General features: G+C 60.1%; 19 protein-coding genes and 1 tRNA gene. 11 read left to right on the top strand and 9 right to left on the bottom strand.

From position 1 onward, the window contains the following. Positions 1 to 132: 132 nt before the first annotated feature. Together BJP05_RS06610 and BJP05_RS06605 are read right to left on the bottom strand one after the other, a co-directional pair. A complete protein-coding gene (locus tag BJP05_RS06610; protein ID WP_070362727.1) occupies positions 133 to 681 on the bottom strand; it encodes a DUF488 family protein in 549 nt (182 codons plus the stop codon). Between the two features lie 10 nt (positions 682 to 691). Beyond that, positions 692 to 2,182 carry an HNH endonuclease signature motif containing protein gene (locus tag BJP05_RS06605; RefSeq protein ID WP_084028596.1) on the bottom strand — a complete coding sequence of 497 codons (1,491 nt, stop codon included), beginning with the start codon at positions 2,180 to 2,182 and terminating at the stop codon, positions 692 to 694. A 146-nt stretch (positions 2,183 to 2,328) separates the two neighbouring features. On the opposite strand from BJP05_RS06605, the gene BJP05_RS11135 reads away from it, so the two are divergent. Together BJP05_RS11135 and BJP05_RS06595 are read left to right on the top strand one after the other, a co-directional pair. Beyond that, the gene (locus BJP05_RS11135; protein ID WP_143110584.1) at positions 2,329 to 2,670 is read left to right on the top strand and encodes a hypothetical protein; all 342 of its coding nucleotides are present in this window, start codon (positions 2,329 to 2,331) and stop codon (positions 2,668 to 2,670) included. A gap of 6 nt (positions 2,671 to 2,676) precedes the next feature. Further along, positions 2,677 to 3,174, top strand: a complete 498-nt coding sequence (locus tag BJP05_RS06595; RefSeq protein ID WP_070362725.1) for a 2'-5' RNA ligase family protein — start codon at positions 2,677 to 2,679, stop codon at positions 3,172 to 3,174. Positions 3,175 to 3,177: 3 nt separating this feature from the next. On the opposite strand, the gene BJP05_RS06590 is transcribed toward BJP05_RS06595, so the two are convergent. Beyond that, positions 3,178 to 4,236 carry an FUSC family protein gene (locus tag BJP05_RS06590; protein ID WP_168156187.1) on the bottom strand — a complete coding sequence of 353 codons (1,059 nt, stop codon included), beginning with the start codon at positions 4,234 to 4,236 and terminating at the stop codon, positions 3,178 to 3,180. Positions 4,237 to 4,386: 150 nt separating this feature from the next. On the opposite strand from BJP05_RS06590, the gene BJP05_RS06585 reads away from it, so the two are divergent. Continuing rightward, complete coding sequence (locus BJP05_RS06585) at positions 4,387 to 5,685, top strand: nitrate/nitrite transporter (RefSeq protein WP_168156186.1); 1,299 nt, start codon at positions 4,387 to 4,389, stop codon at positions 5,683 to 5,685. Here the strand turns inward: BJP05_RS06585 and BJP05_RS06580 are convergent. After that, positions 5,682 to 6,479, bottom strand: a complete 798-nt coding sequence (locus BJP05_RS06580; RefSeq protein WP_070362722.1) for a spermidine synthase — start codon at positions 6,477 to 6,479, stop codon at positions 5,682 to 5,684. The genes BJP05_RS06585 and BJP05_RS06580 overlap by 4 nt on opposite strands. 37 nt (positions 6,480 to 6,516) lie before the next feature. On the opposite strand from BJP05_RS06580, the gene BJP05_RS06575 reads away from it, so the two are divergent. Continuing rightward, positions 6,517 to 6,936 (top strand): GNAT family N-acetyltransferase, encoded by a 420-nt coding sequence (locus BJP05_RS06575; protein ID WP_070362721.1) that lies wholly within the window; start codon positions 6,517 to 6,519, stop codon positions 6,934 to 6,936. On the opposite strand, the gene BJP05_RS06570 is transcribed toward BJP05_RS06575, so the two are convergent. Continuing rightward, positions 6,933 to 8,375, bottom strand: coding sequence for a DHA2 family efflux MFS transporter permease subunit (locus BJP05_RS06570; RefSeq protein WP_240492722.1), 1,443 nt, complete (start codon positions 8,373 to 8,375; stop codon positions 6,933 to 6,935). The two genes, BJP05_RS06575 and BJP05_RS06570, sit on opposite strands and share 4 nt — an antisense overlap. Before the next feature lie 62 nt (positions 8,376 to 8,437). On the opposite strand from BJP05_RS06570, the gene BJP05_RS06565 reads away from it, so the two are divergent. Continuing rightward, entirely contained in the window at positions 8,438 to 9,391 is a 954-nt protein-coding gene (locus BJP05_RS06565; RefSeq protein WP_070362719.1) for a Dyp-type peroxidase, read from the top strand. On the opposite strand, the gene BJP05_RS06560 is transcribed toward BJP05_RS06565, so the two are convergent. Both BJP05_RS06560 and BJP05_RS06555 read right to left on the bottom strand, forming a co-directional pair. After that, complete coding sequence (locus BJP05_RS06560) at positions 9,388 to 10,620, bottom strand: DUF4185 domain-containing protein (protein ID WP_070362718.1); 1,233 nt, start codon at positions 10,618 to 10,620, stop codon at positions 9,388 to 9,390. The genes BJP05_RS06565 and BJP05_RS06560 overlap by 4 nt on opposite strands. A gap of 279 nt (positions 10,621 to 10,899) precedes the next feature. After that, positions 10,900 to 11,397: a ferritin gene (locus BJP05_RS06555; RefSeq protein ID WP_070362717.1), complete on the bottom strand. Its 498-nt coding sequence runs from the start codon at positions 11,395 to 11,397 to the stop codon at positions 10,900 to 10,902. A gap of 154 nt (positions 11,398 to 11,551) precedes the next feature. Here BJP05_RS06555 and fdnG point away from each other — a divergent pair, with 154 nt between their 5' ends. The 3 genes from fdnG to nrfD are packed head-to-tail and all read left to right on the top strand — an operon-like array spanning position 11,552 to position 16,924. Further along, positions 11,552 to 14,821, top strand: a complete 3,270-nt coding sequence (gene fdnG / locus BJP05_RS06545) for a formate dehydrogenase-N subunit alpha (protein WP_205634829.1) — start codon at positions 11,552 to 11,554, stop codon at positions 14,819 to 14,821. Between the two features lie 9 nt (positions 14,822 to 14,830). Continuing rightward, on the top strand, positions 14,831 to 15,829 hold the full coding sequence (locus BJP05_RS06540; RefSeq protein ID WP_070362714.1) for a 4Fe-4S dicluster domain-containing protein: 999 nt from the start codon (positions 14,831 to 14,833) through the stop codon (positions 15,827 to 15,829). After that, the gene (gene nrfD / locus BJP05_RS06535; RefSeq protein ID WP_070362713.1) at positions 15,830 to 16,924 is read left to right on the top strand and encodes an NrfD/PsrC family molybdoenzyme membrane anchor subunit; all 1,095 of its coding nucleotides are present in this window, start codon (positions 15,830 to 15,832) and stop codon (positions 16,922 to 16,924) included. It abuts the gene before it with no gap. Between the two features lie 85 nt (positions 16,925 to 17,009). Here nrfD and selD read toward each other — a convergent pair whose 3' ends face one another. After that, entirely contained in the window at positions 17,010 to 17,999 is a 990-nt protein-coding gene (gene selD, locus BJP05_RS06530; RefSeq protein ID WP_070362712.1) for a selenide, water dikinase SelD, read from the bottom strand. Between the two features lie 24 nt (positions 18,000 to 18,023). Here selD and BJP05_RS06525 point away from each other — a divergent pair. The 3 genes from BJP05_RS06525 (at position 18,024) to selB (ending at position 21,217) form a co-directional block, all read left to right on the top strand. Beyond that, positions 18,024 to 18,118: transfer RNA gene (locus BJP05_RS06525), tRNA-Sec, on the top strand. 29 nt (positions 18,119 to 18,147) lie between these two features. Beyond that, the gene (gene selA / locus BJP05_RS06520; protein WP_070362711.1) at positions 18,148 to 19,437 is read left to right on the top strand and encodes an L-seryl-tRNA(Sec) selenium transferase; all 1,290 of its coding nucleotides are present in this window, start codon (positions 18,148 to 18,150) and stop codon (positions 19,435 to 19,437) included. 7 nt (positions 19,438 to 19,444) lie between these two features. Further along, a complete protein-coding gene (gene selB, locus BJP05_RS06515; RefSeq protein WP_070362710.1) occupies positions 19,445 to 21,217 on the top strand; it encodes a selenocysteine-specific translation elongation factor in 1,773 nt (590 codons plus the stop codon). An 18-nt stretch (positions 21,218 to 21,235) separates the two neighbouring features. Here the strand turns inward: selB and BJP05_RS06510 are convergent, their stop codons facing one another. Then, a complete protein-coding gene (locus BJP05_RS06510) occupies positions 21,236 to 21,661 on the bottom strand; it encodes a cupin domain-containing protein (protein WP_070362709.1) in 426 nt (141 codons plus the stop codon). Between the last annotated feature and the right edge of the window lie 4 nt (positions 21,662 to 21,665).

Genomic DNA, 21,665 nt, shown 5'->3' with positions numbered 1-21,665 from the left:
GAAGCGAAGAGTTTGCCACCTGTTCAATCAATGCATTTTGGGAGGCTTTTGAGAGGTTAGCGCCCCTCTAGCTAAAAATGGGCGCGTACTGCGGAAATGGGAACAGGGGCAGCGGTGGGTAGTTGAAACGTGCTACTTGGTCTCTTGCTCCGGGTAGCGTACTTTCTTATCCTCGCCGACGACAGCTCCGTCGTTAAGCTTCGCTGCACTTAGGGTGGGGCCATGCTGCGTCATTCTCATGATGTGCTGCACGTTGTCGCCGTGGGCCAGGAGGTGGTCGGCGATGATGCGTCGGTGGCAACGCCACCAGACTGCCTCTGAGCACATGATTACTGTTGGGCATGTCCTGGCTTGTTCCCTGAGCGCTTGGAGTGACTGTGCGAATTCGTCGCCAAGGGCGTGGTCCGCGTAGTTGTGAAAGCTTCGGTTGCGCCAGTTGCCGTTCACCTCGAAGGGGACTGTTTTGGACACGTTGCGCCGCCCGGTGAGCCCTTCGTTTCGGGAGTATTCGATGCCGTGCCCAGGTAAGTGTTGGGCAAGTTGATCGTCGTTGAACCAGGGGTACTTCCTGGAGCCGGGAAGCTTGCGCACGTCCACGACTGCACGCACGCCGGAAGCCTCGAGCATGCCCACGAATTGGTCAAACTCGACGTTTGAATGGCCGACGGTAAAGATCTTCATGCCTCCGACCCTAGGCGCTTTGAGATAGTGGAGCCGTAACGGGAGGTGAGAGGCCTGGCGGATACAAGGCGGGGTCACGCTCTCCGGTCCGTACGCAGTTGCACCTGCCTTTTGCGGCGTAGATTCTGCTGACTGCCGAGTGTTTCGCAGGCACCGATTGGTTGAATTTCATTGGATCGGACGGGTGCTTTCGGTATCCCGCTTTGCCTGTTTGCGGGTCGAAATCCATGTAGCCCTTGTTGAAGGAGCCGTCTCTGTTGTCGTTGTTGCATCTGTGGTGCTCGCGGCAAAGACCAGTGAGGTTTTCGATATCGGTGTGTCCGCCCTTTATCCAGGCGAGGATATGATGTGCCTCACATTCTGACATAGGGGTGGTGCAGCCGAGCCAGGAGCATACTCCTTGGATGGCGAACATTGCGATTCGCTGTTCGGCCGATGCGAGCCGGGTGGTTCTCCCCATCCACAGTGGTACTGAGGTGACGCCGTCCACTTGGAGGAGGAAGTCTGTAGTTCCGTCCATGCCGAGGCGTACAAGATCGAAACAGTCGACTTCGATGCCGGTGTTGGTGCCGTAAAGCATGGAAGCATCGCCGTCGGCGAGGTCGTCGAGAGTAAGTGCAATGACCACCGAGGCAGCGCCGCCGTTCGCCTTCTGATGCGATTGCTCGTGTTGTTTGAAAATGGCGAAGAACTTGTCGAACCGACGTTGCTGCCGGGTGCGGGAGTCCACTTCGTCGTGCATCGCTGCTGGAAGGTTGGAGTTTGGCGCGAGGCCCTTGTCTGTGTGCGCTTTGATCAGGGCGGCATCTCCAGCCGTAGCGTTGATGTAGATGTCTACAGTGCCATCCGATTTGCGACGACCAATGGACATGCCACGATTTTCATACCCGGCATTAGGGTTGGTATGTGGGGCGTGTTTCCGGTTGACGTCGCTGACTGCGCGGCGAACGAACTGCCGGAGGTCTTCGGGGTTGCGACGTAAGCCCTCGGTCATGGCTGCGGAGTAGATGCGGGTGCGTTCGTCCACGCCAGCTTTGAGCAACTTGTCGAGTTCGCGCCGGATGATGTTTTGCTTCTCTGCACTAACCTGGGAAGACGTTCTTCTGACAGTTGCCTGCTGCTGCTCCACTTCATGGGTGCGAGCGAAAAGCTCCTCGGTGCTTTCCTTGCTGGCCGGGGGAGTGCTAGGTGCTGGCGGCTGGCCGAAGAGGAGTCGGCCGCGTTCAAGGCGGTTGTAGGCTTCGCCCTTTGACAGGTCGAGGCACTGCTGGAGGTACGCGTTGGGGTAGTTAGCGCCGACAATTCGGCCAGCTTCTTCGCGCTCGGCGATGAAGGCGAACGCGGCGTCGATAGTTGCCTTCTTTTTGAATTGCTCCTCGAGGCGTTCCATTTCGTGCCGGATATCACTGAATGTGAGGGCGGAGGGGTCGGCGAAAAGCTCACTTAACGTGCGCAGCGCTGCCGAAATATCGTTGACGCATCGGGTGATTGTGCTGGTCATGACCCCTCCTTTCGTGAGTTGCTCTCACCCTATCAACCCCCGCCGACACAGATCGGCACGATTCGAACAAATGAACGAACTTTCTGGCGGTTTGGTACGTTGAGACGTGGCAGACAATCACTTGAGGGTGGAGGCGCTCGACGAACATGGCAAGCAATGACAGTGATGATCGCTACCGGTACATGGGTCTCGAGATGATTCCGACGCCATGTTGCAAAGCGAAAACCAGTGAGCCTTGCCCAGGGACGGGGTGGATGTGGCGGGTTGGAAACGGTGTCATGGCGCTGAAGTTCAACGATGACAAAGTGCTCACCGGCACTGGATATGGGTTTGATGACTACAAAGATTGGGGCCGAGGAGGCGACCTACAAGACGTGATCTTAAGCGCTGCCGCCGACGGGCTGAGCCTTCCCGATGCCCTCGAGCGTGTCCGCAAGGCGTTCGGCAACCCCGACGTTATCGTGGACCTGAAAGACATCAACGAGTGAGGTCGTATGTCCCCGGAGAACATTTTGCTGCGCTTGCCGAAGACGCAGGAGCAGGAGATTCGCAAGATTTATGAGGAGCTGGCGCAGCGCGGATTTCCCGTTCAGCAGCAGCGCCCGCACGTGTCGGTGACGTTCGCTCCTCAGATGGCTCGAAAGGTGATCGCCCGAGCAGGGGAACTCCTGCCCCAGTTATTGCCTGCGCGTCTGGACAGGGTAGGCACGGTGGTGTTCGGGACGAAGTCGAAGCAGACGGTGGCGTGGCTGCTGCAGGGCCCGGACGAGCTTGAGCGAGCAGCGCGGGAGCTCAACGAGCTCAATCCCGATGGCCGTGGTGCTCGGTGGATTCCGCACCTAACGATGGGGCTGCGCCTGCCGAAGGCGATCGTAGGGGACTATATCCAGGCACTTGCTGAAGTGACATCGCCACACTTCAGGGCTGTGGATGTGGAGTATGCGGCGCTGTACCAGCCGCGGTATGGCTCCGAGTATCGGTTTGAGGTTTAGGCCTTAGGCTTTAGGGGTGGCAGCCTTGAGGCGTTGGCGTACCAAGTGCGGGTTGGTTCTGGTATATCCGATGGCGATAATTACGAGCGCTGAGGCAGCACCGAGGATGGTTTCCGCACTGCGCGCAAGGAGCATTGGCGCGACGGGGGCAGGTTCGACGGCTTGGATCATCAGCAGGGCGGTCGGGGTGATGAAGCTCGCTGCCAGCGTGTAGTTGCGGGTGACATAGGTTTCGGTCAAGAACTGCAGGATGATGATCCATATCACGAACTGCCATTCCTGCATGTGGTGCGAGAGGAGGAACCCGGCGACGAGAATGCCGGAAAGGGTGCCGAGCATACGTTGCAAGGCACGAAAGTACTGCACGCGGTAGCGGTTGTTGACCAGCGGCACTACCGCAGCGACCATCGCCCAGTAGAAGTGCGACAGCGGGTCAATGAGAGCGACGGAGATGATGCCGATCGTTCCAGCGAGCAGGGGAGCGAGGAAGAATCGCGCTGCCTCTCGCTTCAGCGCCTGCTTATCGACGCCCACTTCCTCCCCTCGCGGTTCACGCACATTGGGACCTTCCCCTATGAGGTGCGATATTCTCCCGAGCCCAAAGCAAAGACCGGCCGTCGCAGCAGCGACTGCTGTAGCGATCAGTGGGTGTGCCGGGTGGGCAAGGGACCCCACCGCGGCGATTGCGAAGAGTACGAAGACGGACCCGGTTGGGCGTGTACCTGACCACAGCGCGATGGTCGCCCACACCGAGGACGCGATGGCAGAGATGAGCATAATGAGCCACTGGTTTGCGTGGGTCCAAGACATTGTCGCGCCGATTGCGATCGCGACCACGATGGCGGTACCTGCAAGGAGCTGGTGGCGTGCCCTATCCTGTCGGGTTTCGTGGCGTCCATAAACACCCGTAAACGCGCCAAAGTTGGCGTAGATGGCAAGGTCGAAGCGGCCGATCCAGAGCAGGAGTAGGAGTGGGATGGCTACTCCGGCGGCTGTGCGGAAGGCAGGGATATGGTCCCGGCGTGCGGGTGCCATCGTGAACATGGCGCGAAAATGGTTCAAAGATCAGCCCTTTCTCCCGGAAGTAACAGAGTTGTTACCTTAGCCCTCTGCCAGCCCTCTGTCACAGAACCCAAAAACGCCAATTGTGTCGGAGGCGGACGCACACTAAGTCCATTCAAATTCTCTTTTGACTGCGAGGGAGTAGCGGACATGGCTGCGACTGAAGGGCATATTCAATCCGCTGGGAAAATCCCGGCACGTCACCTGATGGTCATTATCGGTGCCTTGCTGGTAGAGGTGGCGTTTTCAATAACGCTGACTGGTCTGAGTTTCTTTACACCGGCGGTGCTCGGGGACTTTCCTGGGACCCGTGCAGGTGCGTTCATGATTTATTTCACTTTGTATGGCTTCGCTTCCGCGGCGTCAATGCCGGTGGCTGGCATGCTCATTGACCGAATCAAGGCGCCTGGCTTGTTGGTCCTTGGTGGTCTCATTGCTGCGGGTGGCTTGGTTGTCTTTTCCGCCGCACAATCTCTGTGGTGGTTTTATGCAGCCGGAATCGTCATTGGTATCGGCGTGGGGCTTTCGCTGCAGTACGTCCCGATCGTCGTTATCAATCGCTGGTTTGTGGCTAAACGAGGAACCGTGTTGGGCATCGTCCTGGCGGGAACAGGAGTGGGCGGTGTGATCCTCGGCGTAGTAGTGCCGATCCTGCTGAGAACCGTTGGATGGAGGACCTCGATGGTGATTATGGCCGTCGCAATGGTTGTGCTGACAACGGGACCGGCGTTGTTCCTGATCCGCAGCAATCCTGAGGATCTCGGCCTACGCCCGTACGGTGCGGAGGTGGCACCGGCAGATGAAGTGACCACGAAAACTGGTAACGAGCCGGGAATGACGCAGCGGGAGGCTTTTGGCAGCATCTGGTTCTACGTATTGGCGGCCTCATTGCTGTTGTTGGGCGCGATCTACGGGATGACGCAACACTTCGTGAACTATCTTTCTGGCAAGCCGTGGGGTGTGGAGCTTCGCCCAGAGGAAATTTCAACAATCATTATCACGGCAACGATTTGTCTGATCGTGTTCAAACCGTTTCTTGGCTGGTTCATCGATAAAATCGGCCTGGAGCGGGCCCTGTGGATCATGCTGCTGATTGCGGCCGGCGCGACCGCGGCGTGGGCATACATGACCACGCTCCTGCCTTACGTGTTCTTCGTGATCTTCATCTTCCTCGGTACTGCAAGCGGCACCGTCGCCCCACCACTGATCGCAGAGCATTCGTTTGGCCAGAAAGAGTTCTCGAAGATTTGGGGCACGCTGGGGATGGCCTACCCAATTGGGCTTTCAATTGGTGCGGCTGTCTGGGGGTGGGTGAAAGACTACTTCGGCTCCTACGGCTACGGTTTTGTTTCTGTGCCGGTGTTCACATTGTTGGTGCTGTTCGGAGTGAGCGCAACGTTCCGCGGGGCCCGCAAGCTTTGGGTGCCGGAAGCGCAGCAGCTGGCTTAGTCGCGCCGGGCAAGGCGGCGAGTGGAAGCGCCGTCGAGCAGCGTCGTGCCATCCTTGACGGCAAGGGAAGGGGCGGTGGTGGCGTCGAAAACTAAGGGGGTGTTGCTCGCTGCGACGATGACGTTGCCGTACTCGTGGCCGTCGAGCATTGCTGGCGGCGCGACGGCCACCGCGTAAGAGAACACTTCGAGGAGCCCGGCTATCTCCGCGCGAGTGTTTGGAAGCTGCTGCCTATCGCCGATGTTTGCGATGTAGATGCCTCCCGGGCGCAGTGCCACGGTGCACGCGCGGAAAAACTCGACGGTGGTCAGCGGGCGAGGGGTGGAGGGGCCGCTGAAAACGTCGCGAACGATGAGGTCAAGGCTGCGTGGTTGGCAGGCATGAGTGAAAGCACGTGCTTCGGCGCAGCGGATTGTGACCGGCTCGAGGTTCTCCTGAAATGCCCAGCGTACGAGTTGTGCGAGTTCCCGGTCGATCTCCACTGCCGTCTGGTGGCTTTGGGGGTAACGGTGTGCGAAGTATGCAGGCAGCGTGCACGCGGCCCCGCCGAGGTGGACTGCGCGGAAATCCGAGGGCACGGTGTCGCCGGGGCGGATGAATCCCGTGATCCACTGCATGTAGTCGAACGTCAGCACCTCCGGCGCACCGAGTACAACGTAGGAGCTGGGGACGCGGTTGAGTTCGAGGGTGTAGCCGCCGTCGCGAAGTTTGTCGGCGATGATGGTCGCTCTGCCGGTGTCTACGGGGAATGTTCCCGTAATGGATTTCTTTTGGGTGCGGGGTTTGCGTCGCATTTCATGCTCTACCTTTCAGCGTTTATTCTTACCTGTTATGTACACATTGCGTGAAGCCCGCCCTGAGGACCGCCAGGCGGTCGTGGATGTTTGGGACGAATCTGGCATTACCCAGGAATGGAACGACCCGCCGACTGACTTCGATCTTGCGATGGAAAGCCCCGGCAGCACAGTACTCGTAGCGGAGTCCCCCCAAGGTGTCGTCGACGGCGCGACCATCGTAGGTTTCGACGGCCACCGCGGGTGGATCCACATGACCGGTGTGCGTCCTAACGCACGGGGAGGCGGCGTTGGGCGCCTGCTTTCCGACGGCTGCGTGGACTGGCTGCGCGAGCGCAAGGCCCCCGCAGTGCACCTGATGGTGGCGGAAGGAAATGACGCAGGGCGTGCTTTCTGGGAGCACCTCGGCTACTTCAAGATTGAGCCACCTGTGTACATGATTTCCCTGGAAGATTAATCGTTCCAAGACTGGGTGCGCACAAATCTGGTGGAAACCAGTACACCAACGATGACGAGGCTCAACGGCAGAAGCATAGACGTGGACATCGCCTGCGCGAATGGTTGGTGAAGCACGTCGGGGAGCGCTTGGGTGCTCCCGCCGCCGGAAAAGTCGGCAGCCGTCGGCCCGAGCTGGCGCGTGAGCTGCTGCGACATCATTGCCGCGATACCTGCAGAGCCAATGACCGCGCCAAGTTGGCGCACGGTGTTATATACGCTGGAGCCCGCCCCTGCCAGGCGCGGATCGAGGTTTCGCGTCGCGATCATGGACAATGGCCCCCACACCATGGAGTTGCCAAACCCGTTGATCACGGAGACCGCGAGTAACCACATTGGGGAGACACTCGGGTCGGTAATGAAGGCCGCGGCACCAATCGCGACCGCGACGAGCGAGAGCCCTGCGATCGCGAACGGCTTGGGCTGATGCGTGTTGGTGAGCTTGCCGACCCAAGGCGAGAAGCATCCAGAAATCAATCCCGCGGGAAGCAGGAGCAACGCTGCTTGGGTTGGCGAGTAGTGTTGCACGTTTTGCACGTAGATCATCCACGGAATGACGTAGGTGGAGATTGCAAACCCAACCGTAGAAATTGCTACGCAGGCGAGGGAAAAGTTTCGGTCAGAAAACAGCTCCAACGGCACCAATGGATCCCGGGTGGTTTTCGCTTGCCACCATACGAAGAGCGACAGCAACACGGCGCCGGCGCAAATGAGTGCAACGATGGCGAAGCTCCACGAAAATGTCTGTCCTTCCTGGATGCCGAACACCAGGCAGAACATGCCCGAAGCCGACAGAGCGACGCCAACCCAGTCAAACGTCCGTGCATTCTGCTCGAGCTTCGGCACGAAGGCCCACGCCAATGCGATGCCAACAATGCCCACCGGGACGTTGATGATGAAGATCCACGCCCAGCCCCAGGCGTCCACGAGGAGACCGCCGAGCAGCGGCCCAACGATTGTCGCTACCCCTGCCGTTGCGCCCCAGACGCCCATGGCGCCACCCCGCTGCTGCGGTGCGAACGTGCGCAGCATCACCGACATCGTCTGCGGTGTCACTAGGGCACCGCCAAAGCCCTGCACAGCCCGGGCAAGAATCAGTGCCTCGATCGAGGTTGCCAAGCCGCACGCCAGCGAGGCGACCGTGAACAGGCTCAAGCCACACAGGTAGACAGTTCGTGGTCCCACCCTGTCACCGAGCCGCCCCGTAATCAGCAGCGGCACCGCGTACGCCAGCAAGTACGAACTGTTCACCCAGATAATCTGGCTGTAGGTGGCGTTAAACGCGGTGGAAATCGCAGGAATAGCGACGGCAACGATCGTCGAGTCCACCAGAATCACGAAAAACCCGACCATCATCGACCACAACGCCGCCCAGGGCCCTGTGCTGCGGGAAGTCTCCATCGCACTGACTCTACCGGGTGGTCGCCAGTGGCGAAAGAGCATAGGGGCATATGATGGCACCTATGAGCGACATACATTCGACAGAAGTCTCCCAGAACGTCATCCTGCCGCAGTCAAAAGACGCAATCTTTTTGACGTTGTCCATCGCGCCGGGTCATGAGGGGGAGGTGGTGGACATCATCGGTGGCCTCGCGGGGCTCGTCAACGGCGTCGGCTTCCGCTGGCCCGAGGCTCACTTGAGCGCAGTGCTCGGCATCGGTGCCAAGATGTGGGATCGCCTCTTCACCGTGGAAAAGCCCGAAGGCCTCCACGAGTTCGTTGAACTGCAAGGAGAGAAGCACCACGCGCCGTCGACACCGGGCGACCTGTTCTTCCACATTCGTGCCGACGAATACGACGTCGCCTTCGAACTTGCGCGCCGCATCACGAAACAGCTCGGCGACGCCATCGAAGACTTCGATGAGACGCACGCCTTCCAGTACCAGGACTTCCGCGACCCACTCGGGTTTGTCGACGGCACCGAGTCCCCGCGTGGCCAAGACGGCATCGCAACGGCGATTATCCGCGAAGGAAAGTGGGCGGGTGGCAGCCACATCGTGCTGCAAAAGTACGTCCACGATCTGAAAGCCTGGGACGATTTGCCCGTCGAGGAGCAGGAGCGCGTCATCGGCCGAACGAAGCACGAAGACATCGAGTTCGACGACGACGCGAAACCGGCCAACAGCCACGTCGCTGTGAACTCGATCGAAGATGAAGACGGCGAATCGTTGGAGATCGTCCGCAACAACCTCACCTTCGGTGACGCAGCCGGCCAGCAGGGCACATTCTTTATGAGCTACGCAAAAGACGTCGCCATCACCGAGCGGATGCTGCGACGCATGTTCATCGGCGAGCCAGTTGGCAACTACGACAGAATCCTCGACTTTTCCACGGCACTCACCGGGTGCAACTTCTTTGCCCCGCCGAAGGCATTCATGGAAAACGTCGAGGATTACGTGAGGGACGAGCTGCGCTAGCCCACGAGTTGCTGCAGCTGCGGTGGTAGATACTGACGGATAGTAGGCCACGCCACCGCAGCGATTAAGCCCAGCCCGGCGAGCACACCAACCGTGATGAGTGCCGCCTTCGTCTTAGAACTGCCCTCCGAGGACATCAGGTTATCTTCGGCGTCCATGTCGTCGGTCTGCGGTGGGTTTGGTGTGACGTTGACGTCGACATCGTTTTGGTCGTGCGGGCGCATCGATTCAGGGTCAATACCGAAGAACGTGTCCAGGCCCTTGACGTTGAACTGCGTCGACATGTAGCGCTCGTTGGTGTTCGTGTTCCACTGCGAAATGACGACGTCGAGGTTCGCGATCGTGGAACCCGGTACGATGTACCCACCGTAAGGTTGGGAGAAATTCATCGGCGTCTGCTGAAAGTCCCAGTAGCCATTCTTGGCGATTGTCGCGACAGGCACGTCGTTCCAGCTTTGTGGCAGCGTATCCGAAATGCGGACCTCGACGGCGAGCGTGGCCTCGTTGAACATCACGAACACCCAGTGGTTGTCGATGAAGCGCAGGTTCATCTCGCCGGCCTTGATCTTGTTACCGTGCAGGATCGCGCCAGCTTCGTTGCCCCACTCGCCGGTGTTCGGATTAAACAGTTCCCAACTTGGCTGGTCGCCGATCTGGTCCTCGGTAAAGCGAGCCAGGTACACGTCGTGTTTGCGCTGGAAGCCCGACATCACTGCATAGATGTAGCCGTCCGGGCCCTTTTCCCAGGAAATGAGCTGGCCAAGTCCATTGAGGTAATGGTTGGGAGTGCGCCCAATGCTCTTCCACGTTTTCCCTTCATCGGTGGACTTCCATGTCTGTGTCTCGAGCACATTGCCGATGCCGCGGTTCCACATGCCTTGCATGTAGAGCGTGCCGTTGATGTTGATCACATCCGACGGGATGAGCGTTAGCTTGTCGCCTTCCTCGCGGTAGTAGTTGATCAGGCCGTATGCGTCACGGTGCCCCTTGAGCGGGCGAAGGATTTCGATCTGTCCGTTATTCATTCGCGCAACCACGCCAATGGGGCTGATCCAGTCGCCTTCCCCAAACTTTTTGCCGCGGAATGAGTCGCCGAAGATCATCGCGAATTCGTCACCGTTGAGCGGTGTCATGGCGCCCAAGTCGCCGGCCCCAATGCCGACATGTGCAGCCCACGGGCCGAGCACATCACCCATGATTTGGACGACGGTGCCATCTGGCATCTTCATCGGTTTTTGCTTTGGCTTCGTCGGAAGATCTTCAGGGCCATGCGGCCGGATCGTAGGCCAGGCAGGCAAAATCGAGTTCGCTTGTGCGTGTGCGACAGGAATCGAAAGACCGGTCGCAGCAAGAGCAAGAGTAGTGGCACAGGCGATAATTCGGGTCAAAGGCGGCAAAGGCATGGGGCTCCTGGGATGAAACGTCGTGAGGCAAAATATTCGACGTCCCCTTTCACCGCAGCAGGCTGTGGGGAAGTGGACGTCGATAATTATTGGGCGAATATTGGGTTAGTTCGAAGAATCGTTGCGCTGACCAAGACCCGAGTCCAGGCGCAGCAGTCCAGAACCATCATTGCCGACAAGTGTCAGCTGGTCAACAATCTCGGAAACCGTTGCCTCTTCGCTGATCTGCTCGTCGAGGAACCAGGTGATAAGTGAGCGCGAGTCAAAGTCCTTGACCTCATCGGCGATGCCGGCGATGTTGCGAATCATCGCAGAGACCTTGCGCTCGTGCTCCAGCGCTGCCTTGAACGCTGCGAGCGGGGAATCGATCGATGGAGCGTCGAGTGCGACGGTGTGCAAGGTGACGTCGTGACCCCGGTCGATCAGGTGCGTTGCGAACTTCTCTGCGTGGTCGCACTCTTCCTGCGCCTGCTCAGCAAACCAGGATGCGAAGCCCGGGAAAGACTGTGCCTCCATGGTGTAGGCGAGCTGGCGGTACAGCAGTGCCGCCTGGTATTCCGCAGTGACCTGCTCGTTCATTGCATCTTGCAATTTCTTGTCCATAGTCAAGCTCCTTTGAAGGTGTAGTTGAAAACTGATGTTACGGCGCTATTTTACGCCTGCGAGGCAAAAATGCATCAAAAGTAAGGGTATCCTAATCAATGACCTGGGGGTATGTCGATGGGGAACCTTCGCAAAATGGGCTATCCTTGCCGGTATGTCTCGTTTTAGTCCCTTAAATTGGCCGGTTGTGCGCCAGATACGCGGTGGTGACGCCTTCGCCCGAGGCGAAAACACCGAATCTGCGCGCAGCCAAGAAATGGAAGGCCGCATTGTAGAAGCGGACCGCGTTGTCAAGAGCGTGTGTCCGTACTGCGCTGTTGGCTGTGGCCAGCGCGTATATGTAAAAGACAATAAGGTCATTCAAATTGAAGGCGACCCGGATTCTCCGCACTCACGCGGACGCCTGTGCCCGAAGGGTGCAGCTTCCGAGCAGCTCGTCAACGCGGAAAACCGCGTGACCGACATTCTGTACCGAGCACCGCGCTCCAAGGAATGGGTCAAGCTTGACCGCGAAACCGCCATGGAAATGGTCGTCGACCGCTTCTTGGAAGCTCGTGAAAACGGCTGGCAGGATTTTGACGACAAGGGGCGCCCAGTGCGTCGAACCATGGGTATCGCAGGCCTGGGCGGCGCCGCGATGGACAATGAGGAAAACTACCTGATTAAGAAGCTGTGGACTGCAGCGGGCGCGGTGCAGGTCGAAAACCAAGCTCGTATATGACACTCCTCCACGGTTCCCAGTTTGGGATCCTCGTTTGGACGCGGTGGAGCGACCCAGCCACTGCAGGACATGGCAAATGCGGACTGCATTGTCATCCAAGGGTCAAACATGGCCGAAGCGCACCCAGTTGGGTTCCAGTGGGTCATGGAAGCGAAGGCGCGTGGTGCACGAATCATCCACGTCGACCCTCGATTCACGCGTACGTCGGCGATGGCACATAAGCACATCCCGATTCGTGGTGGTACCGACATCATCCTGTTGGGTGCTGTCATCAACTACGTGCTGGAAAACAACCTGTACTTCGAGGAGTACGTCAAGGCATTCACCAACGCTTCGACGTTGATCAGTGAAGACTTCCAGGATACGGAGGACCTTGAGGGTCTGTTCTCTGGATACGACCCTGAAACGGGCGGCTACTCCAACGATTCGTGGCAGGCGCGCAAGAAGTGGGATGCGCAGACTTCGTGGGACGTTGAGAAGGATGAAACCCTTCAGGATCCGCGAACAGTCTTCCAGATTTTGAAGCGCCACTACTCCCGCTACACCCCGCAGGTTGTTGCTGAGTCGTGTGGTATTTCTGAGGAGGACTTCTACTTCCTTGCGAACTCGATTGCGGAGAACTCTGGCCGCGATCGCACCACCTGCTTCGCGTACGCGCTTGGCTGGACTCAGCACACGTTGGGCGCACAGTTCATCCGTACGTGTGCGATCCTGCAGACGCTGATGGGCAACATCGGCCGTCCGGGTTCGGGCATCATGGCGCTGCGTGGCCACGCATCGATTCAGGGCTCCACGGACGTGCCGACGCTGTTCCACATCCTGCCTGGCTACCTGCCGATGCCGCAGTCCACGCACCAGACGTGGGACGAGTACTTGGCAGCAGTGTCGAAGCGTGATCAGAAGGGCTTCTGGCAGACCGGCGACACCTTCGCTGTGTCGTTGATGAAGGCCTACTGGGGTGACGCCGCAACCGAGGAGAACAACTGGGGCATGGACCTCATGCCAAGGTTGACTGGTGCGCACTCGACGTACCACACGCTGCAGCTGATGAACCAGGGGCTTGTCGACGGCTACTTCGTCTTCGGCCAGAACCCTGCGGTTGCGCAGTCGAACGGTCGCATTCAGCGCATGGCGCTGACCAAGCTGAAGTGGCTCGTCGTACGTGATTTCTCTGAAATCGAAACGGCAACGTTCTGGAAGGACTCTCCAGAAGTGCAGTCCGGTGAGATTTCGCCGGAGGAGATCGACACTGAGGTGTTCCTCTTCCCAGCTGCGAACCACGTTGAGAAGGCAGGTACGTTTACCCAGACCTCGCGCGTGCTGCAGTGGCGCTACAAGGCCAAGGATGCGCCGGGCGATGCCGAGAGTGACCTCGAGTTCTTCTACGACTTGGGACTTCGCTTGAAGGAGCGAGTCAAGGACTCGACCGACCCGCGCGACGTGCCGTTGCAGAAGATCACCTGGGACTACGAGTGCGATGAGCACGGTGAGATTCTGCCGGAGTCGGTGCTGAAGGAGATCAACGGCTACTATCTCGACGGTCCTCGCAAGGGACAGCTTGTAGACAAGTTTGCGGATCTCAAGGCTGACGGCTCAACCTCCTCTGGTTGCTGGATTTACTGTGGTGTGTACGCTGACGACGTCAACCGTTCGGCGAACAAGCGCCCAGGCCAGGAGCAGAACGCGATGGCGTTGGAGTGGGGCTGGGCATGGCCAATGAACCGTCGCGTGCTCTACAACCGTGCTTCTGCGGATCCGGACGGCAAGCCATGGTCGGAGCGCAAGAAGCTGGTCTGGTGGAACGAGGACAAGGAGCTGTGGGAGTCCGACGATGTTGTGGACTTCCCGGTCAACCGCGCACCTGGGTTTAAGCCAGAGCGCGACGCGGTCGGTCCTGCAGCGCTTGCAGGCGATGATGCGTTCATCATGCAGGCGGACGGCAAGGCCTGGCTGTTCGCGCCAACCGGAATGGTTGACGGCCCGATGCCGACGCACTACGAACCGCAGGAGTCCCCGTTTGCGAACCCGCTGTACAAGCAGCAGCAGTCGCCGTCGCGAATTGTGATGCGTGGGGAGGACAACCTCTCGGCGCCGAACTTTGGCGAGCCGGGTGTTGGCGTGTACCCGTACATGCTGAACACTTACCGTCTGACGGAGGCGTACACCTCTGGTTCGATGACGAGAAGCTTGCCGTTCTTGGCGGAGTTGCAGCCGGAGCTGTTCTGTGAGGTCTCGCATAAGCTGGCCGAAGCGGTCGGTCTCAAGAATGGTGACTGGGCGACGATCATCTCGCCGCGCAACGCCATCGAGGCGCGAGTGCTGGTCACGGAGCGCATGAAGACTCTGGTCATTGACGGTCACGAGTTCCAGCAGATTGGTATGCCGTACCACTTCGGCGCAGGTTCTTACGCCGAGGTCGAAGGCGATGGACCGAACGACCTTTTGGGCATCATGCTGGACCCGAACGTCAACATCCAGGCGTCGAAGGTTTCCGCGGTTGATATCCGGCCGGGCCGACGCCCGCGCGGCGAGGACCGCATGAAGCTGGTGCGTGAGTACCAGCGCCGTGCGCGCCTGACGGAGGACACCGGTACCAAGCTGACCGACGAGTCGAAAGACGTCATCGTTGGTGAGCAGCTCGGTGACACCGAGGCGGCGAAGTACGACTCGACGAAGAAGAATATGGCGAACGGGGAAGGATAGGTTTTGACGATGAAAACGAAGAATCAGATCACCGAATCCCCAGCCAACATCGGGTACGAGAAGGAGGCTCGCAAGGCTTTCTTCACGGATACGTCGATTTGTATTGGCTGCAAGGCGTGTGAGGTTGCATGTAAAGAATGGAACCGAAACCCGCAGGACGGCTACAAGTTGTCTGGTAACTCCTACGACAACACCGGTTCGCTGAACGCGGACACGTGGCGCCACGTGGCGTTCATTGAGCAGGGCGAGGACCGGATTCTGCAGGCTCGTGAAGAGGGTGCAAAGCTCGTCGGGCTTGGAATGCCGAGCGTCAAGCCTGCCGAAGAGGCTTCCACCCGCGCGGTATTGCCGGATACTCCGGATTTCCGCTGGCTGATGTCCTCCGACGTGTGCAAGCACTGCACGAACGCTGGTTGCTTGGACGTGTGCCCGACGGGTGCGTTGTTCCGCACCGAGCACGGCACCGTCGTCGTACAGGATGACGTCTGCAATGGCTGCGGTACCTGCGTTGCTGGCTGCCCGTTCGGCGTCATTGAGCGTCGTAGCGATGGTGGCGTTCGCAAGCGCAACGAGCGTTCCGGCAAGGGTGAGGACTTCACACCTGGTGAGAGCGCGCCGATTAAGAACATCGGGGTGGCTCAGAAGTGCACCATGTGCTTCGACCGCCTTCAGGTGGGCGAGCAGCCGGCGTGTGCCAAGACCTGCCCGACGACGTCAATCAAGTACGGCACCTACGATGAAATGCTCGCGCTTGCGAAGGCGCGCGTGAAGGAACTGCACGCGCAGGGTATGACGGAAGCTCGCCTGTATGGCGCAAACCAGAACGACGGCGTAGGCGGTACAGGATCAATCTTCCTGCTGCTGGATGCGCCAGAGGTCTACGGGCTTCCACCAGACCCAGTGGTTCCAACGGCGAACTTGCCGGAGCTGGCGAAGCGCGGCGTCATTGCCGCAGCCGGAATGGTTGGCACTATTGCAGCCGCGGTCCTGATCGGAGGTAGGAAGTAAATGGCTGAGTTTGATAGCTACCGTCCACCGCAGGAGCCGCGTCGTCCGCGGCGACGTGATCAAGCGGAAGGCGAGCGCCCACGGGGCCCGAAGAAGCGTCGTGGCGAAGAGCTGATGGTGCCGGAGGCAAGCTTCGAGCACTTTGACTCCTACTACGGCAAGCCGATTGTGAAGTTCCCGCCGTGGGAGTGGCCGATTGGTGTCTACTTCTTCCTCGGCGGCCTCGCCGGAGGTTCCTCCTTGTTGGCCGTGGGAGCTGACGCGACAGGCAACAAGGAGCTGCGTCGCAACATGCGGATTAGTTCGATGGCTGCCGCCGCGGTGGGCTCCGGTTGCCTGGTGCTCGACCTTGGTCGCCCGGAGCGCTTGCTGAACATGTTCCGCGTGTTCAAGTTGTCATCTCCGATGAGTGTCGGTTCGTGGCTGCTGGGCTCGTTCTCCGCGTTGCAGGGGCTTGCTATGCTTCCGGAACTCGACGAGCTGACTGGCAAGAAGCTGCCGCTGCCAAGCCCGCTGCGCTCGTTTATTGAGTTCGCAGCGACCCCGGCTGGTATTGCTGGCGGTGTGCTTGCCTCGCCGCTCGCGGCGTACACCGCGGTGCTGATCGGCAACACGTCGGTGCCTGCATGGCAGGAGGCGGGTAAGAACCTACCGTTCGTGTTCGTATCATCTGCGACCGCAGCGACGGGTGGCATGGGCTTGCTCACCACTTCGACGGAGAATGCTGCTGTGCCGCGAGCACTCGGTGTCGTGGGCGCAGCCGCCGATGTCGCAGCGACGTCCTACATGACGAGCCAACTGGACGACGTCTCTAAGGAAGCGTTTTCCACGGGCAAGGCAGGCAAGCTTTTCAAGGCTTCCGAGGTTTGCCTCGCGGTTGGTGGCGTTGGCGCGCTGTTCAGTAAAAAGAGTCGAGTACTCGCAGGTATTTCGGGTGTCGCGTTGATGGCGGGGTCCTGCCTGACTCGTTTCGCGGTGCTCGAGGCCGGTAAGCAGTCCACCGAGGACCCGAAGTACGTCGTTGAACCGCAGCGGGAGCGCCTGCGCAAGCGCCGTGAAGCGGGCAAGGTTGATGACGGCATCACTACCGCCTAGCTGCTACTGGAGCTAAGACGCAACACTGCCCCTCTCACACACCGTGTTGGAGGGGCAGTGTTGTATTTCTAGTTTGGTATTTCGGCTACTTCACCTGAACGCGGCCAGTGCCGGCGACGGTTTCGCCGATGACGGGGTAGCCGGGGATCTCGCCGATGACGAGCAGCCCGCCGGAAGTCTGGGCGTCCGCAAGGAGCAGCAGCTCGTCGCCGTCCAGATCAGAGTCGATGTTGGGGCGTACCCAGTCAAGGTTGCGCTTCGAGCCACCAGGGATGTAGCCGGCCTCGAGCGTTTCACGGGCGCCGTCGATAAATGGGACCTTCGTGTGGTCGATGACGGCGTCGATCCCGGAAGCGCGTGCCATCTTGAACAAGTGGCCGAGGAGTCCGAAACCAGTGACGTCGGTGGCGGCTTTCACACCGGCGGCGACTGCCTTTTCGGAGGCTTCCTTGTTCAGCGTGGTCATTACTTCGATGGCCTGCGGGAAGACATCGCCGGTTGCCTTGTGGCGGTTGTTCAGTAGGCCAGAGCCGATCGGCTTGGTCAAGGTGATGGGCAGGACGGCCTCTGCGGCGTCGTTGCGCATGAGCTTGGCCGGGTCCACGATGCCGGTGGCAGCCATGCCGTAGATCGGCTCGGGTGCGGTGATCGAGTGCCCGCCGGTCACGCTGATGCCGGCTGCGGTGGCAGCGTCCAGGCCACCGTGCAGTACGTCGCGGATGAGCTCTGAGGGGAGGACATCCCGTGGCCAGGCGAGCAGGTTGATGGCGGTGATTGGGGTGCCGCCCATCGCGTAGACGTCTGAGAGCGCGTTGACGGCCGCGATCTTGCCCCAGGTGTAGGCGTCATCGAAGACCGGGGTGAAGAAGTCGGCTGTGGAGATGACGGCGAGGTCGTCGCGGACGTGAATCGCGGAGGCGTCGTCGCCGTCGTCGAGGCCAACGATCACGTTGGGGTCAGCGAATCCAACCAGTCCCTGGACGGCTTCTTCGAGCTCACCGGGTGGAATCTTACACGCACACCCGCCACCGGATGCGTACTGTGTCAAACGAATCTTAGAATTATCAGCAGTCATACCCACATGGTAGCGTTGCTTTTCGGAGGCGTACGTGTCCTGGTGGCCACCCCAGTCTTCAAAACTGGTGAGGTCGAGCATCTCGGCCTGGCAGGTTCGATTCCTGTCCGTCTCCGCCAAAACGTTGTGTTGTTGTAAGGGGAAGCACATGAATGATCCTCGCCGTCGAATCCCTCGCACAGACGCACTGCTTGCGCTTGCTGCGCAGGAGCACACCGCGTTGGCGCCACACGCGCTTAAGGCGCTCGCAGGGAAGTTGCAGCAGCGCGCCCGCGACGGCGAGATCACCCCTGAAGAGGTCACCCCGGAGTTTCTCCGGGCTTGTCGACGCCACCCCGGGTCCCTGACGCCAGTCCTCAACGCAACTGGCGTGGTTGTGCACACCAACATCGGCAGAGCACCGCTTGCCCCGCAGGCAATAGACGCGATGGTGGATGCCGCGCAATATGTGGATGTAGAGATGGACCTCGCAGCAGGCGTTCGATCCCGCGATAGAGGCAGGGCCGCCACGGATGCAATCCTGGCTGCATGTCCAGCGGCGGAGGACGCGCTGGTAGTAAATAATGGCGCAGCGGCGTTACTCCTTGCCGTGGCTACGTTCGCCGAGGGACGTGACGTCGTTATCTCTCGCGGCGAACTTATCGAGATTGGGGCGGGGTTCCGCCTGCCTGAGCTCATTGAGAGCGCACGAGTGTCTTTGGTTGAAGTCGGCGCGACAAACCGTACGCATCCTTTCGACTATGAGCGGGCGCTCGACAACGCGGGAGCGGTGCTGAAGGTGCATCCCTCGAACTACAGGGTGCACGGGTTTACCGCGGAGACCACTATTGCGCAGCTTCGCGAGCTTGTCCGGCCCCGCGGCTGCGCCCTGATCGCTGACATCGGCTCGGGCCTGCTTCACCCTGATCCGCTGCTGCCGGACGAGCCAGATGCCACCACAGCTTTGCGCGATGGCGCGGACGTGGTGCTGTTTTCCGGCGACAAACTACTTGGTGGGCCGCAGGCAGGCGTTATGGTCGGAACGAAGAACGCCATTGCGAAGCTGAAGCGGCACCCGCTGGCGCGCGCAGTGCGCATCGACAAGCTGCGCCTCGCGGCGCTGGAGGCAAGCCTGAACATCGCCAGCACACCAGTCCACGACTACCTACACGCAAACTCCGACCAGCTCAAAGCCCGCGCAGTAGCGATTGCAGCGGAGGTTGGAGGCAGTGTGGTTCCGCACGACGGCCGCGTTGGAGGAGGCGGCGCGCCGGGCTTCCCACTGCCCGGTTGGGCTGTTGCGCTTGATCAGTCGTTGGCAGCCCCGCTACGGGCAGGTACCCCGGTTGTGCTCGGACGTGTCCACGAGAATGAGTTGTTGATTGACCTGCGCTGCGTGCCACCCGAGCGCGACCACGAGATCGCAGCCGCGATTCGAGCGGCCCAAGGAAAGGACTGAGTGTTACGTGTTTGTAGTTGCGACAGCTGGCCACGTCGACCATGGAAAGTCCACCCTGGTCAAAGCGCTTACCGGAATGGAACCGGACCGCTGGGAGGAAGAGAAAGACCGGGGGCTCACGATCGACCTCGGGTTCGTGTGGACCAACGTCGATGGTGAAGACATCGCGTTCGTGGACGTCCCTGGGCACGAGCGCTTCATCGCGAACATGCTCGCGGGTGTTGGGCCAGTCACGGATGTCTTGTTTGTCGTCGCTGCGGACGAGGGCTGGATGCAGCAAACATTGGATCACCGGGACGCTATCGACGCGTTCGGCGTCCAGCACGGTGTTATCGCGATGACACGGGTGGATAAGGCGGATGCTGGGCGTCGACAAGCTGTGGCTGAAGAAACTCGACGGAATGTCGCTGGTACCAGTATGGAGCGTTGGCCTGTCGTCGAAGTTTCTGCCAAGACGGGCGAGGGGGTTGAAGAACTCAGGAGCGCGCTTGTGACGATGCTGCGGCAACAGCCGACGGCGGACCCTGCCGGGCGAATCCGGATGTGGGTCGACAGGGCGTTTCACATCAAAGGCGCCGGCACCGTTGTTACGGGGACGCTCACCAATGGAACAATTCAACCTGGGCAGACGCTGACGCTACAGACCGCTGCAGGTCAACGCGAAGTCACCGTGCGTGGTATCCAGTCGGAGGACACCGCAGTTGAAGAAGCCAAGCCGACGATGCGCGTCGCGCTCAACCTTCGCGGAGTGAGCGTCGACGAAGTTTCGCGTGGCGCGGCGCTGTGCACGCCAGAGAAGTGGCACACGACCTCTGTGGTGGATGTGCGCCATACCCACGGGGCTGCACTGAACGACGTGCCGCAGGAGGTTGTGGTGCACGTCGGTACTGCAGGAGTCAGCGCGAAAGTGCGACCGTTCGGTGCAAAGCACGCCAGGCTCATCCTCGAGTACGACCTGGTGCTGAGCATCGGGGACCGGTTGGTGCTGCGAGGCTCCGGTGCGCAGCAAATTCTCGGCGGGGTAGAGGCTATCGACGTCGACCCGCCCGCCCTTCCCCGGCGCGGCGACGGGCGGAAGCGCTCGGCGCAGCTTGAGACGCTGCCGGATATCAACGTGGAGATCGCCAGACGGGTGGCAGTGCGGCCAGAACTGTTGGCAAGCCTTGGATTTGAGGTCGGCGATAAGCCCCCGCAAGGTACCGTGGCGTTCGCTGGGTACTGGATCCGCGCGCAGCAGGTAATGGAGTGGAAAGACACGTTGCTGCAGGCATTGCAAGCACACCTTGCGGCGCATCCGCTGTCGGCTGGGTTAGCTACTGGCGCGGCCGTTGAAGCTCTGCATCTGCCAGACGCGAAGCTGTTGCCGCTTGCTGTCGCCGCTGCGAAACTCAACACTCGCGACGGGTACGTCTGCAACACCGCCGAGGTCGATCTTGGGGAGGCGGAGCCAGGGGTCCAGAAACTCGAGGCGCAGCTTCGTGCCCATCCATTTAAGGCGCCCGAGGCGCGCGATCTCGAACAGCTCGGCCTGGGGGCGAAAGAGCTTGCGGCAGCGGAGCGGGCCGGAAGGATTCTACGGCTCGGCGACGGCGTAGTCGTTGCCGCAGATGCGATCACGCTTGCAACCGCGAGGCTGCGGGACTTACCTCAGCCGTTCCGCACGACGGACGCGCGCCAGGCGCTCGAGACAACCCGCCGCGTTGCCATCCCGCTGCTCGAGCTTCTAGACGCACGCGGAGTCACCCGCCAGATAGAGGCGGGTGTTCGAGTACTGACGTAGCAGTCTCGTTCGGCTGTTCTAGTGTTCGTGCTCGTCTGCGTCCGCGTCGGCCTTCGTCTCGTGGACAGCGCCGGGCTTATGCTCTGGAGCGGCGTAGATTGAGTACACCTTCGCCGGGGCGTCGGACTCGTTCACGAAGTTGTGCCACTGGCCAGCAGGAACGAACGCTGCGTCATCGTCGCCGATGACCTTATCAACAGTCAGATTGTCTTCGGATGGGCCAATCATCGCGCGCAGCTCGCCGGATTCGACGCGAATGAACTGGTCGTGATCGTCGTGAATCTCTGCGCCAATCTCGCCGCCTGCTGGGATGCTCATCACCGTCAGCTGAAGGTGCTTTCCGGTCCACAGAGTGTCACGAAATGCATCGTTATCAAGCGTTGCCTGCTCAATGTCGAACGTAACTGGGTTCGGCCCGTGGTCAGTGCGCAAAATCTTGGACATGATT

The organism is Corynebacterium sp. NML98-0116, from assembly GCF_001767255.1.
GTDB classification, from domain to species: domain Bacteria; phylum Actinomycetota; class Actinomycetes; order Mycobacteriales; family Mycobacteriaceae; genus Corynebacterium; species Corynebacterium pseudogenitalium.
The sequence above is the reverse complement of the archived record's forward strand: the minus strand, read 5'-3'. Positions and strand labels throughout refer to the sequence as shown.

What these genes read in the sequence shown, in the direction of transcription:
- selA (WP_070362711.1), top strand. Translation starts at nt 18,148, where the DNA reads ATGAATGATCCTCGCCGTCGAATCCCTCGCACAGACGCACTGCTTGCG.
- selD (WP_070362712.1), bottom strand. Translation starts at nt 17,999, where the DNA reads ATGACTGCTGATAATTCTAAGATTCGTTTGACACAGTACGCATCCGGT.
- BJP05_RS06560 (WP_070362718.1), bottom strand. Translation starts at nt 10,620, where the DNA reads ATGAAGATGCCAGATGGCACCGTCGTCCAAATCATGGGTGATGTGCTC.
- BJP05_RS06570 (WP_240492722.1), bottom strand. Translation starts at nt 8,375, where the DNA reads ATGGAGACTTCCCGCAGCACAGGGCCCTGGGCGGCGTTGTGGTCGATG.
- BJP05_RS06605 (WP_084028596.1), bottom strand. Translation starts at nt 2,182, where the DNA reads ATGACCAGCACAATCACCCGATGCGTCAACGATATTTCGGCAGCGCTG.
- BJP05_RS11135 (WP_143110584.1), top strand. Translation starts at nt 2,329, where the DNA reads ATGGCAAGCAATGACAGTGATGATCGCTACCGGTACATGGGTCTCGAG.
- BJP05_RS06575 (WP_070362721.1), top strand. Translation starts at nt 6,517, where the DNA reads ATGTACACATTGCGTGAAGCCCGCCCTGAGGACCGCCAGGCGGTCGTG.
- BJP05_RS06510 (WP_070362709.1), bottom strand. Translation starts at nt 21,661, where the DNA reads ATGTCCAAGATTTTGCGCACTGACCACGGGCCGAACCCAGTTACGTTC.
- BJP05_RS06580 (WP_070362722.1), bottom strand. Translation starts at nt 6,479, where the DNA reads ATGCGACGCAAACCCCGCACCCAAAAGAAATCCATTACGGGAACATTC.
- BJP05_RS06610 (WP_070362727.1), bottom strand. Translation starts at nt 681, where the DNA reads ATGAAGATCTTTACCGTCGGCCATTCAAACGTCGAGTTTGACCAATTC.
- BJP05_RS06555 (WP_070362717.1), bottom strand. Translation starts at nt 11,397, where the DNA reads ATGGACAAGAAATTGCAAGATGCAATGAACGAGCAGGTCACTGCGGAA.
- BJP05_RS06595 (WP_070362725.1), top strand. Translation starts at nt 2,677, where the DNA reads ATGTCCCCGGAGAACATTTTGCTGCGCTTGCCGAAGACGCAGGAGCAG.
- BJP05_RS06565 (WP_070362719.1), top strand. Translation starts at nt 8,438, where the DNA reads ATGAGCGACATACATTCGACAGAAGTCTCCCAGAACGTCATCCTGCCG.
- BJP05_RS06540 (WP_070362714.1), top strand. Translation starts at nt 14,831, where the DNA reads ATGAAAACGAAGAATCAGATCACCGAATCCCCAGCCAACATCGGGTAC.
- nrfD (WP_070362713.1), top strand. Translation starts at nt 15,830, where the DNA reads ATGGCTGAGTTTGATAGCTACCGTCCACCGCAGGAGCCGCGTCGTCCG.
- BJP05_RS06585 (WP_168156186.1), top strand. Translation starts at nt 4,387, where the DNA reads ATGGCTGCGACTGAAGGGCATATTCAATCCGCTGGGAAAATCCCGGCA.